Annotated in this window: 12 protein-coding genes; 6 read left to right on the top strand and 6 right to left on the bottom strand. The window is 65.0% G+C overall.

The genetic code is table 11. The features are described 5' to 3' along the window. Positions 1–69: 69 nt before the first annotated feature. The 3 genes from AC1DV8_RS08640 to AC1DV8_RS08630 all read right to left on the bottom strand — a co-directional run bounded on the left by AC1DV8_RS08640 (position 70) and on the right by AC1DV8_RS08630 (position 3,210). Positions 70–942 (bottom strand): carbohydrate ABC transporter permease, encoded by an 873-nt coding sequence (locus AC1DV8_RS08640; protein WP_477149948.1) that lies wholly within the window; start codon positions 940–942, stop codon positions 70–72. Continuing rightward, entirely contained in the window at positions 939–1,823 is an 885-nt protein-coding gene (locus AC1DV8_RS08635; RefSeq protein ID WP_477149947.1) for a carbohydrate ABC transporter permease, read from the bottom strand. Before AC1DV8_RS08635 ends, AC1DV8_RS08640 begins: the two co-directional genes overlap by 4 nt. Before the next feature lie 106 nt (positions 1,824–1,929). Continuing rightward, positions 1,930–3,210, bottom strand: coding sequence for an ABC transporter substrate-binding protein (locus AC1DV8_RS08630; RefSeq protein WP_477149946.1), 1,281 nt, complete (start codon positions 3,208–3,210; stop codon positions 1,930–1,932). Between the two features lie 86 nt (positions 3,211–3,296). On the opposite strand from AC1DV8_RS08630, the gene AC1DV8_RS08625 reads away from it, so the two are divergent. The 3 genes from AC1DV8_RS08625 to AC1DV8_RS08615 all read left to right on the top strand — a co-directional run bounded on the left by AC1DV8_RS08625 (position 3,297) and on the right by AC1DV8_RS08615 (position 6,251). Continuing rightward, the gene (locus tag AC1DV8_RS08625) at positions 3,297–4,202 is read left to right on the top strand and encodes a helix-turn-helix domain-containing protein (protein WP_477157174.1); all 906 of its coding nucleotides are present in this window, start codon (positions 3,297–3,299) and stop codon (positions 4,200–4,202) included. Between the two features lie 96 nt (positions 4,203–4,298). Beyond that, entirely contained in the window at positions 4,299–5,294 is a 996-nt protein-coding gene (locus tag AC1DV8_RS08620) for a PfkB family carbohydrate kinase (protein ID WP_477157156.1), read from the top strand. Positions 5,295–5,369: 75 nt separating this feature from the next. After that, the gene (locus AC1DV8_RS08615; protein ID WP_477157155.1) at positions 5,370–6,251 is read left to right on the top strand and encodes a c-type cytochrome; all 882 of its coding nucleotides are present in this window, start codon (positions 5,370–5,372) and stop codon (positions 6,249–6,251) included. A gap of 1 nt (position 6,252) precedes the next feature. Here AC1DV8_RS08615 and AC1DV8_RS08610 read toward each other — a convergent pair whose 3' ends face one another. Both AC1DV8_RS08610 and AC1DV8_RS08605 read right to left on the bottom strand, forming a co-directional pair. Beyond that, complete coding sequence (locus tag AC1DV8_RS08610; protein ID WP_477157154.1) at positions 6,253–7,842, bottom strand: L-aspartate oxidase; 1,590 nt, start codon at positions 7,840–7,842, stop codon at positions 6,253–6,255. Positions 7,843–7,869: 27 nt separating this feature from the next. Beyond that, positions 7,870–8,238 (bottom strand): YegP family protein, encoded by a 369-nt coding sequence (locus AC1DV8_RS08605; RefSeq protein WP_477157153.1) that lies wholly within the window; start codon positions 8,236–8,238, stop codon positions 7,870–7,872. A gap of 208 nt (positions 8,239–8,446) precedes the next feature. Here AC1DV8_RS08605 and AC1DV8_RS08600 point away from each other — a divergent pair, with 208 nt between their 5' ends. Further along, positions 8,447–9,235, top strand: a complete 789-nt coding sequence (locus AC1DV8_RS08600; RefSeq protein ID WP_477157152.1) for a hypothetical protein — start codon at positions 8,447–8,449, stop codon at positions 9,233–9,235. Here the strand turns inward: AC1DV8_RS08600 and nadA are convergent. Beyond that, complete coding sequence (nadA, locus tag AC1DV8_RS08595; RefSeq protein WP_477157173.1) at positions 9,232–10,287, bottom strand: quinolinate synthase NadA; 1,056 nt, start codon at positions 10,285–10,287, stop codon at positions 9,232–9,234. The two genes, AC1DV8_RS08600 and nadA, sit on opposite strands and share 4 nt — an antisense overlap. A gap of 138 nt (positions 10,288–10,425) precedes the next feature. Between nadA and eda the strand changes: the two genes are divergently transcribed. After that, positions 10,426–11,064: a bifunctional 4-hydroxy-2-oxoglutarate aldolase/2-dehydro-3-deoxy-phosphogluconate aldolase gene (gene eda, locus AC1DV8_RS08590; RefSeq protein ID WP_477149940.1), complete on the top strand. Its 639-nt coding sequence runs from the start codon at positions 10,426–10,428 to the stop codon at positions 11,062–11,064. 180 nt (positions 11,065–11,244) lie between these two features. Next, complete coding sequence (locus tag AC1DV8_RS08585) at positions 11,245–11,613, top strand: winged helix-turn-helix domain-containing protein (protein ID WP_477157151.1); 369 nt, start codon at positions 11,245–11,247, stop codon at positions 11,611–11,613. Positions 11,614–11,649: the final 36 nt, after the last annotated feature.

Here is an 11,649-nt window from a genome sequence, read left to right as displayed (position 1 = left end):
ATACTCTCCTCAAGAAATCGGGCCCCAACGGCGGCGATTCCCGCCGCCGGGGCAATTGGCCGTTGGTCGTTACTTCACCGCGCCCAGCATGCCTTCGACGAAGCGGCGCTGGAGCAGGAAGAAGATGATGAGGGTGGGAAGCGTGGCGAGGATCGTGCCGAACAGGATCATGCCGAAGTCGGGCGTATAGGCCGAGGTCAGCGCCGAGATGACGAGCGTTGCCGTCTTCTGCTCGGGCTTGTTGAGCACGATCAGCGGCCAGAGGTAGTTGTTCCAGTTGGCCATGAACACGATGATGATCGCCGCGGCGTAGGTCGAGCGCATCGTGGGCAGGTAGATGTAGAGGAAGATCTGCCACTCGTTGAGCCCGTCGACCCGCGCTGCGTCGCGCAGCTCGCCGGGGAACGCCTTCGTCGCCTGGCGGAAATAGAAGATGATGAAGATCGAGGCGATGCCGGGCAGGACGACCGCCGCGACCGTGCCGACGAGCTTGAACGACGAGATCATTACGAACAGCGGCACCATCAGCGCCGCGAACGGGATCGAGAGCAGGAGCAGCATGAAGCCGAAGATGCGCTCGCGGAAGCGCGAGCGGAACATCTCGAAGCCGTAGCCGGCGAGCGAGGAGATCGCGAGCGTCAGCACGGTGCCGACAAGCGCGATGAAGGCCGAGTTCCAGAACACCCGCGGCGCATCGACGGTGGCAAAGAAACTGGCGGCGTTGACCAGAAGCTGGTCGCCGAACGTCGCCTTGCCGATGCCGATATCGACCGAGCGGTTGGTTGCGCCCACGACCATCCAGAAGAACGGGAAGATCGAGACGAAGGCCGCGAGGCCGAGCAACAGGTAGGTGGCCGTGCGCCCGATGAGATGTGGGAGGTTGAACCAGCGCGTGCGGCGCTCGATCCGGGATGTGGCGAGGGGAAGAGCTTGATCGGTCATTTGCTGCGGTCCCGTGCAACGATGAACTGCAGGAAGCTCAGGACAGCGACGAGCAGCACGATGACCCAGGAGACGGTGGCGGAGTAGCCGAAGCTGGGCATGAACTTGAAGGTCAGGTTGTAGATGTAGAGCGACAGCGTCAGCGTCGCATCGGACGGGCCACCGACGGTGATGTTGTTGACCTCGTCGAACAGCTGCAGCGTGCCGATGGTGGAAACGATGGTGGTAAAGAGGATCACCGGCTTCAGCATGGGCACGGTGATGTACCGGAAGCGATGCCAGGCCGAGGCGCCGTCGATCCGCGCCGCCTCGTAGATCGAGCGGTCGACGTTCTGCAGCGCCGCCAGGTAGAACACCATGTTGTAGCCGGTCCAGCGCCAGGTGATGGCGATGATGATCAGGACCTTGGCCCAGAACGGATCCTGCAGCCAATGGATCGGCTCCTGGATGATCCAGACCGCCATCAGCATTTTGTTGACGATGCCGTCGGTGGCGAACATCGACTTGAACAGGGTCGAGTAGGCAATGAGCGAGGTCACGCAGGGCAGGAAGATCGCCGTGCGGAAGAAGCCGCGGAAGCGGAGCTTCGGATCGTTGAGCGCGACTGCCGCGAGCAGCGCCAGCACGATCATGATCGGCACCTGCACGACGAGGAAGGTCAGCGTGTTGACCAGCGCGCGGATGAAGATCGGGTCCTTGGTCAAGCGGACGATGTTGGCGAAGCCGCCAAAACTGAAGTTCATCCCCTTACCGACCTGGAAGCTCATCCAGAGCGACCAGATGATCGGATAGAGCATGAAAACGCCGAGCAGCACGAGGGCGGGCGCGATGAACGTCCAGCCGGTGATGTGCTCGGTGCGGCCAAGTCTTTCGTTTGCCATGCCAACTCCCCGACAGGCGACTAAAACAGCTGTCGGCCGCGCCCCGGCGAAGGGTGCGACCGGCGAAAGGGAGGAGGCGGCGCCTTGGGCCCCGCCTCCGAACCCGTTACTGCATCAGCTGGCTGGCCTGGTCGTTGATGGCCTTCAGCGCATCGTCGACGCTGCCGCCCTTTGCAACGGCCGGCAGCTGCGCGACCACGGCGGAGTCCACTTCGGCGGTGAAGATGCCGTAGTCGACGCCCGGGATCTTGGCCTGCCAGTCCGAGAAGTTCGCCCAGACCGGCTGACCGCCGAAGAAGTCATCCGACGACTTGTAAGCTTCGCCAGCCGAGGCCGGCAGCCAGGTGCTGAACGCACCCTGGCCGATGAGGATCTTCTGGTAGAAGTCGACATCGGTGGCCCAGACCGACTTCAGGAAGTCGACAGCGGCGTCCTTACCGGGGCCCGACGACAGGACGTACCAGCTCGAGCCGCCTTCGTTGGAGTAGCCGGTGGCGCCGTCGACGCCTTCGAGCTTCGGAATGGGAGCGACGCCCCACTTGCCGGCCTGGTCGGGCTGCGACTTGATGGTGCCGGTCATCCACACGCCGTTGAGCGCGACAGCAGTTTCACCCGAGGTGAAGGCGCCAGTGAACTCGGTCCAGCCGGAAACCGGCTTGACGATGTCCGCCTGCCAGATCTTGGCGTAGTTTTCGAGAGCGGCCTTCAGCGGCTTGTTGTCGAGAACGTTGAGGCTGCCGTCGGCGTTGAAGAACCAGGCGCCAGCCGACTGCATCATGACGCGGATGAGGCCGCCGCCGTTAAGGTCGAGCGCGATCAGGTTGTGACCGGTCTTGGCCTTCACGTCCTTGCCGATCTGGATGAACTTGTCCCAGGTCAGGTCCTGCATGTCGGCGGCCTTGTAGCCCGCCTCCTCGAGGTAGTCGGCGCGGTAGAAGAGGCCGGTAACGCCCGAGTCGAAGGGCAGCGAGTACGACTTGCCGTCAAAGGTCGCGGCCTTCACCTTGTAGGGCGCAAACTGGGTCATATCGATCGAGTCCGAGAGCGGCACGAAGGCGCCTGGGAACGACTGCAGGTATTTCTGCGCCACGTCATCCTGGACGAGCACGATGTCGGGCAGGCCGCTGGTGTCGCCGGCGAGCAGCTGGGTCTGCAGCTTCTGACGGATGTCGTCCTGCGCCATGCTGTCGTCGATCTTGATGTTCACGTCCGGGTGCGACGTGGCGTAGCGGGCCACGGCTTCCTTCATGGCGGCGCCGTTGAAGTTGGTATCCCAGCACCAGACGGTGACATCGACGGCCATGGCGGCCGTCATCGTGAGCATGGAAACGCCGGCGGCAGCTGCAATGGCGAGCGCGTGGCGCCACCGCGATGCGATGGTAGTCATGTAATCCTCCCGTTTTCATTTGGCTCACCTTGGGCAAGCGTGGTTAGAATATGCGACCAAGGGTGTATGTCCGCGTCAAAGGGAATGTGGAGTTGGCGGAAAGTAAGGTGCATCAGCGGGAGATTTATCAGCCGAACGCCACGACCATCGAGGCCCATCCGACGATCCTGTCGATGTTCCACGACCACCCGCGGGTGATGCTGAAACCGCACTGGCACGCTCAGGTCGAAGTGAACTTTATCGTCGCTGGCACAGTGCATTACCGCATGCACACGCACGAGCTCACGCTCTCGGCCGGGCAGATGGTGCTGTTCTGGGGCGGCCTGCCGCACCAGATGTACGACCTCTCCGACGATGCGATCTACGCCGGCGCGCACCTGCCGCTGATGCATTTCTTCCGCCTGAGGCTGCCCGAGGACGTGCCGCACCGGCTGATGCAGGGAACGACGCTGCTCAGCTGCACTCCCGACGATTCCGATGCACATAATTTTGAACGGTGGAACCGCTATGCCCGGTCCGGCGACCCGGTAAAGGCGCAGCATGCGGTGGACGAGCTGCTGCTGAGGCTCGAGCGGATGCGGTTCGAACCCTACGAACTGGTCGGTACCAGCAAGATCGCGGGCGAGAGCGTCGAAACCGCGGAAGTCCAGTCGTCACGCAACGTCGGAAAGATGTGCGACTACATCGCCGAGAATTTCCTGCACGAGATCGACTCGATCGACATCGCCCGGGCCGCGAACCTCCACCCCAAATACGCGATGAGCATCTTCAAGCGCTCCACCGGCATGACGCTCAACGAGTATGTGAGCCTGTTGCGGCTCAGCTACGCCCAGGCGCTGCTGCTGCGCGATGACGCCAATGTGCTGCGGGTGGCCATGGAGTCGGGGTTTGGTTCGCTGAGCGCGTTCAACAAGTCGTTCCGCAAGATCGCGGGCATGTCGCCCTCGGATTTCCGACGCGATGCGTTCGTCCCTGGGGCGCTCGCCTCGTGAGCTTGAACTTCCGCGCACCGGCATTGTAACGATGCCCATCCCCGGAGCGAGCTTGCTCGCCCCTGGCCCCTGATTTTCGCGCGCGAGGAATGCTCAATGTTCGTAGTGGGTGGCGAGAGCCTGATCGACCTCATCTCGGAGCCGGTCGGGGCCGATGGCGTCATTCGCCTCGTGGCGCACCAGGGCGGCTCGCCCTACAACTGCGCCATCGCGCTCTCGAAGCTGGGCAACGATACCGGCTTCCTCTGCCCGATCAGCTCGGACGGCCTGGGCACCTACCTGCTCGGACCACTGGCCGAAGCTGGCGTGAAGCCGCTGCTCACCGAGCGCGTCGCGGCCTATACGACGCTCGCCGTCGTCACCTTCGATGCCAAAAAGAGCGCGCAATACGGCTTCTACCGCCAGGCCGACCGGGCGTTCACGCGCGAGGGGCTGATCGCGGCGCTGCCGTCAAAGCTCGAGGCGTTCCAGGTCGGCGGCTTCTGCCCGATCGAGCCGGAAGACGCTGTCGTCTGGATGGATGTCGCCAAGGAAGCCGCGCGGCGCGGCGCAACGCTGACCATTGACCCCAATGTGCGGCCCTCGCTGGTTTCGGATTTCGCCGCATTCAAGCAGCGGCTCTCGGGCTTCCTCGACATCGTCAACCTGGTGAAGGTGTCGATCGAGGATTTGGCCTCGCTCGAACAGAATCGTGCGGTCCGCGCGACCGAGCTGACGCCGGCCGATATCGAAGCGTTGGTGGCGAAATACGTGGCCGATTTCCTCGGCCGACCCAATTGCGAGCTGGTGATCGTCACTTTTGGCGACGAGGGGAGCCGTGCGTTCACCAAGGCGGGATCCGCCAGGCAGGGTATCTACAAGGCTGTGCCGTTCGGCGATACGGTCGGCGCGGGCGACACGCTGATGGCCGCAGTGCTGACGCTGCTCAACGAGCAGGGCAACCTGAAGCCGGGCAAGCTGGGTGCGATGGACGATGCGGCGCTGGGCACGATGCTGCGCTTCGGCGCGGTGGCAGCCGGGCTCAACTGCCAGTTTGTCGGCTGCCATCCGCCGACCCGCGGCGAAGTCGACGCGGTGCTGGCGGCCGCCTAGCGGTTCACGCGCTCGTCAGTTGCGTGGCATCGGCACCGCTGCTCAACTCCGCCGCACTTAGGCGGAGAGGTCAATATGCGGGCTTGGATGTGGCTGCTGGCGGCAGCAGTCGTCGTTGCGGGCGGGGCCAGCCTCTACATGCTGCGGCCGGTGCAGGGCGCTGCCCGCGACCTGACGCTGGTCGGTGACGTCACGCGCGGACAGTACCTGCTGCGCCTAGGCGATTGCATCACCTGTCACACCGACAAGAAGAGCGGCGTGGCCGAACTTGGCGGTGGGCCGGGACTGGTGACGCCGTTCGGCACCTTCTACGCACCCAACATCACCCCGGATCCGAAGGCCGGTATCGGCGGATGGACGCTGGCGCAGTTCTCGAAGGCGATCAGTGATGGGGAAGGGCCGGCGGGGCACCTCTATCCGGCGTTTCCGTACGAGAACTATACGCTGATGAGCGACCAGGACGTGGCTGACCTCTATGCCGCACTGCAGCAGGTGGCGCCGGTCACGACGTCGGCGAAGCCGCACGAAATTCCGTTCCCGTTCGACATCCGCCCGCTGGTCGCGGGCTGGAAGAACCTGTTCTTCACGCCGCGCCGCTACGAGGCCGATGCTGCGCATTCGGAGCGCTGGAACCGGGGCCGCTACCTCGTTGAGGGTCCCGGCCACTGCGTGATGTGCCACTCGCCGCGGAACCTGCTTGGCGCCGTGGAGAAGGGCAAGGAACTCACCGGCAACCCGGCGGGCGGTACGGGCGGCAAGGCCCCGGCGCTGACCGCCGAGCGGCTGAAAGGCGAAGGCTACGATGTCGCCTCGATCGCGAGCGCGCTGAGTGACGGCTTCACCCCGGAGTTCAACGTGCTGGGCAGCGCCATGGGCGAAGTGATCGCTGACGGCACCTCGTTCTGGACGGAAGCGGACCGCGAGGCGGTGGCGGCGTATCTGCTCGGCGAGGAGTAACTTACGCCTCGGCGCGGATCGCCAGCGCGTCCTCCAGCGTCATCTCCGTGTGGTGTTCCCATTCCGCTCGCGGCTCGGGGAAATCGGTGCGGAAATGGCCGCCGCGGCTCTCCTCGCGCTGCAGCGCGCCTGCAGCGACCAGCGTCGCCGAGGTGGTCATGTTGAGGAACGAGCGGGTGACGCCCTGGGCGGTGGCTTCGATCTCGGCGATGCGACGCAGCGCGGTGCGCAGGTCCGCGGCGTTGCGCTCGACGCCGACGAGGTCGGTCATGGTGCGGCGCAGTTCCTTCACCGATACGTGGTTGCGGAGGCGCTCTTCCACCTTCTCGCCCTCGACCGGATCCCAGCCGATGCCGGGGAAGGGGGCGAGCGGGTTGCGGAGCGGCTCGAGGCCGGAGATGTCGGCGGCGATGCGGGCGCCGTAGACCACGGCCTCGAGCAGCGAGTTCGAGGCGAGGCGGTTGGCGCCGTGGAGGCCGGTCGACGAGCATTCGCCGGCGGCCCAGAGGCCGGGCAGCGAGGAGCGGCCGTTGGCCTCCACCTTGACGCCGCCCATATGGTAGTGCGCCGCCGGGGTGACCGGGATCAACTGGGTCACCGGGTCGATGCCGAAATCGGTGCAGTATTTCGCGACGGTCGGGAAGGCGGTGAGGATGCGCGCGCCGATCGCCTCGCGGGTATCAAGGAACACCTTTCGGCCAGCCTTGATCTGCCGGTAGTTGGCGCGGGCGACGATGTCGCGCGGGGCGAGCTCGGCGTCCGGGTGGATCGCCGGCATGAAGCGCTCGCCGAGATCGTTGACAAGGATGGCGCCTTCGCCGCGCAGCGCCTCGGTGGCGAGGGGGGCGGGGTCGGCGCCCGTGGCAATAGCGGTGGGGTGGAATTGCACGAATTCGGGATCGGCGATCAGCACGCCGGCGCGAGCCGCCATGCCCATGGCGTGGCCACGGACGCCGGACGGATTGGTGGTGACGGCGTAGAGGCCACCCAGCCCACCGGCCGCCAGCACCGTGGCGCGGGCGCGGATCAGCACTGGCTCGGCGTAGCGATCACCTAGCTTGCGGGCATAGACACCGATGATGCGGCCATCGGCGCGGGCGAGGTCGACGACGGTGAGGCCCTCGACGATGCGGATCGAGGGAGTCCTCCGCACCTCGGCGATGATCGCCTGCATGATGGCATAGCCGGCGCGGTCGCCTTCGACGCGCACCACGCGGTTGCGCGAGTGGGCGGCTTCCTTGCTGAGAACGTAGTGGCCGAGTTCGTCGCGATCGAAGGGAGTGCCCCAGCGGGCGAGGTCCTCAATGCGAGCGGCCGCTTCGGCGGTGACCGACTCGGCTTCGTCCTCATCAACGATGCCGGCGCCGGCGATCTCGGTGTCGACCGCGTGCGCGTGCGAGGTGTCACCGGGGCCGACGGCGGCGGCGACGCCGCCCTGCGCCCAGGCAGACGAAGCGCCGTTGCCGAGCGGTACCGGGGAGATGACGGTAACGGGGCGGGGCGCCAGCTTCAGCGCGCAGAACAAGCCTGCAAGACCAGCGCCGACGATGAGTGCACCATCGGCGTTTAGGACGTTATCAGTAAAGGTCATCGGTCTCCCCCGGGCGAAACGCCCGGATCAGGCCTCGTCGACCACAGGGGTTTCTGCAGCGCGCTTCTTAAGCGATTCTATGGCGTTTTTGGCGCTCGACTTCGACTTGTAGGTTTCGGTCCGGACCATGGTCTCGCCGTTCGCCGCGACGAAGCGCACGAAGGTCTGGCCGTCCTTGGAGGCAGCCAGCTCGAAGCGGTAGCCCTTGCCGGCCTCGCCTTTGGCTGTATCCACCACCGATGCGCCGGGGGCGTTCTTCTTCAGCGAAGCGATGGCGTTCTTGGCGCTGTCCTTGCCCGCGTAGTTCTCGGACCAGAAGATGGTCTCGGCATTGTAGACGTACTTGGCAACGAACTGGCCGCCCTTGGCGGACGTGATCTTGAAGGAATGTGGCACGACGCTTTACCCCTCGGTTCGCGGGCCGGGGAAGTCGTGGCCCGATTGGGCAAATCTAACGTGGCGTCGGAGTCGCGCAACCCTCAAAGTCATGCACCCAGTTGATTTGATTGAGCTTGCGGCAAAGCTGTCGCCATACTGATGGTTGAACTACGTAGACGAAAGTCCATATCCACCGATACAGTGACGGCCATCGCGGGGGCGACGGTTGGTCAAGCTGGCACTAGCAGTGGAGGAGGCGAAGAGGGTCGGGCCCGACCGGGTGAGCTTTCGCGTCACTTCACGCGCCGGTCAGCTGGCTCACAAGGCCTTCGGCGAGACGATCATCGTCTATCAGCGGGCTCCCGATCTCGTGCTGTTCATGGGGAGCGGGCGCGTACTGGGCCTCGATTTCGAGGCGCCCGGCTTCGACAGCTTGCGGCTCGGCGACTACCGAGCCTTCCCCGCCCCGGTGCCAAGCGACGCCGCGGGCGAGGCGCGAGACCCGGGAGTCCGGCGCAGCCTGTCACTCGACGAGGCGAGGTTCGACGAAATCCTTCGACTGGCGGCGGCGGCCGACGTCACAGCGCTGGCGGAGGCGCAGGCCGTTTTCGCGCATGACCGGCAGGCAGGGCTCGATGCCTATCTCAAGCTGCACGACCGGGTGCTGCAGCGCTGGAAGCACCGCTGTGTTTTTACCGGGAGACAGTTCAAGCCTGCGGATACGCGTCCCCACCCGCACCTGCGGGTGGTGGCGATCCGCCCCCGCGAGCTTGGCGGGCAGTTGCACGTCCGGAACTACCTGCCGATGGTGGCTGAGGTCGAGCACGCGTGGACGAGCGGACACCTGACGCTCGGCCCGAGTTTCGGCTTCCAGGTTTCGGAGCGACTGATAGATCCGGAACTGCACGAGCGGCTGTTGCCGCTTGGTCGGCTCGATCTACCGGGCGAGCCCTCACTCTGGCCCGACCCTGAGTCCGTCGCCTACCACCGGGTGAACATCTTCGACCGCGACTAGTCGCGCTTCTTCGAGAAATCGATCATCCGCTGCACGGCGGCGCGGGCCGGTTCGAGCAGTTCGGGGGCCACCGTGACCTCTTCGGTCATGGTGTGGAGCGACCACAGGATGTTCTCGAGGTTGATGCGCTTCATGTGCGGGCAGATGTTGCAGCCGCGGAGGAAATCGACGCCCGTCGCTTCTGACGCGACGTTGTCCGACATCGAGCACTCGGTGACCATCACCACGCGCGGCGGCTTGTTCGACTTCACGTAGTCGATCATCGCGGCGGTCGAACCGGAGAAGTCCACCGCGTCGATCACCTCCGGCGGGCACTCGGGGTGGGCGATGATTTTTGCCGTCGGATAGGCATGGCGCAGTTCGGCGATGTCGTCGGCGGTGAAGGTCTCGTGCACCTCGCACGAGCCGGCCCAGGTGATGATCTTCTTGCCAGTCTTTTTGGCGGTGTTCCGCGCCAGATACTGGTCGGGGATCATGATCACCGTGTCGCCGGGCACACCGTTGACGATGTCGACAGCGTTGGACGAGGTGCAGCAGACGTCGGTGACGGCTTTCACCGCAGCGGAAGTGTTCACGTAGGTGACCACCGGCACGCCTGGATATTGCGCGCGCATGGCGATGACATCCTCGGGGGTGATCGAGGAGGCCAGCGAGCAGCCGGCGCGGCTGTCGGGGATCAACACTGTCTTCTTGGGATTGAGGATCTTGCTGGTCTCGGCCATGAAGTGCACACCGCACTGCACGATCACCGACTGCTTGACCTTGGTGGCTTCGATGGCGAGCTGCAGGCTGTCGCCGACGATATCGGCGACGCCGTGATAGATCTGCGGCGCCTGGTAGTTATGCGCCAGGATCACCGCGTCCTTTTCCTTCTTCAGCCGGTTGATCTGCAGGATCAGCGGCGCATAGAAGGGCCATTCGATCTCGGGGATACGGTCTTTCACCTTGTCGTAGACGCGGGAGGTCACGCGTTCGACCGCCTTGGTGAACTTGAGGTCGAAACTCTCCGCGAGGATGGCGCGAGCCTCCTCCAGCGGGGTGAGAGCATTGATAAGCTGCACCGGATCGTCCCTCCAGACCGGGGGAGACTTAAGGTCGATCGCGCCTCTTTTCAATGTGGTGATTTGGCTTGATCGACATGCGCCAAGTGCCTAACGCTCTCGCCGAACGTTCCGCACTCGAGGATTACCATGCCGCAAGATGCCGCCGCCCTTCGCCAGACGCTTTCACTTGCGCCGGTGATCCCGGTCATCGTGCTCGACGACGTCTCGGCGGCACGTCCGCTGGCCGAAGCGCTGGTCGCCGGCGGCCTGCCGGTGCTGGAGGTGACGCTTCGCACTCCGCACGCGCTGCAGATCATCGAAGAGATGGCCAAGGTGCCGGGCGCCGTCGTCGGTTCGGGGACCGTGCGCTCGCCGCTGCAGATGGGCCATTCGGTTGATGCCGGCTGCCAGTTCATGGTGTCGCCGGGCGCTTCGCCGCGCCTGCTCGAGGCGGCCGAGGAGCACGCCATCCCGCTACTGCCGGGTATCGGCACGCCAACCGAGGCTATGACGGCGTCGGAACATGGTTACTCGTTCCTGAAGTTCTTCCCGGCCGAGGCGCTGGGCGGGGTGAAGGTGCTGAAGGCCTATGCGAGCCCGCTCGCCGACATCACGTTCTGCCCGACCGGCGGTATCGATGTGGCGAAGGCGAGGGAATACCTGGCGCTGCCGAATGTCATCTGTGTTGGCGGTTCCTGGATCATGCCGGCGGATGCGATCGCGAACAAGGACTGGAAGCGGATCGAGACGCTGGCGCGCGAAGCCGCGGCGCTGAAGCAGGGCTGAGATCTCTTGCCTTCTCCCCCTGTGGGAGAAGGTGCCCGAAGGGCGGATGAGGGGTTGTCTCCACGCACCCCGACCGCTCCTCGTTACACTCGGATCGCGCGACGCGAGCGTCGCGGACCCCTCATCCGGCCTGTCGGCCACCTTCTCCCACAAGGGGAGAAGGCGATCACGGAGATGGCGGTGCCAAAGAACGCGACCATCGGCCTCTCCCATATCCGCATCACCCTGTCCGAGAGCTTCTACATCGGTCCCGGCCGCGCCGACCTTATGCAGTTCATCGCCGAAACGGGCTCGATCTCCGAGGCGGCGAAGCGCATGGGCATGTCGTACAAGCGGGCCTGGGGGCTGGTGCAGGCGCTGAACGAGGGGTTCGGGGCGCCGCTGGTCGAGGCATCGCGCGGCGGGAATGCTCAGGGGGCGTCGCTTACCGAGGCGGGGCGCGAGGTGCTGGAGCGCTATCGCGGCATGCAGGAGGCGACGCGCAAGGCGATCGCCCGTGATGTCGAGGCGCTGGTTGCGCTGCAAGGCGATATGTCCGAGCGAAAATAACGCTTGCTGGCTGGCTCTCGCGTTGGCACAACCATC

Source organism: Devosia sp. P3_B2, from assembly GCF_056402875.1.
The sequence above is the reverse complement of the archived record's forward strand: the minus strand, read 5'-3'. Positions and strand labels throughout refer to the sequence as shown.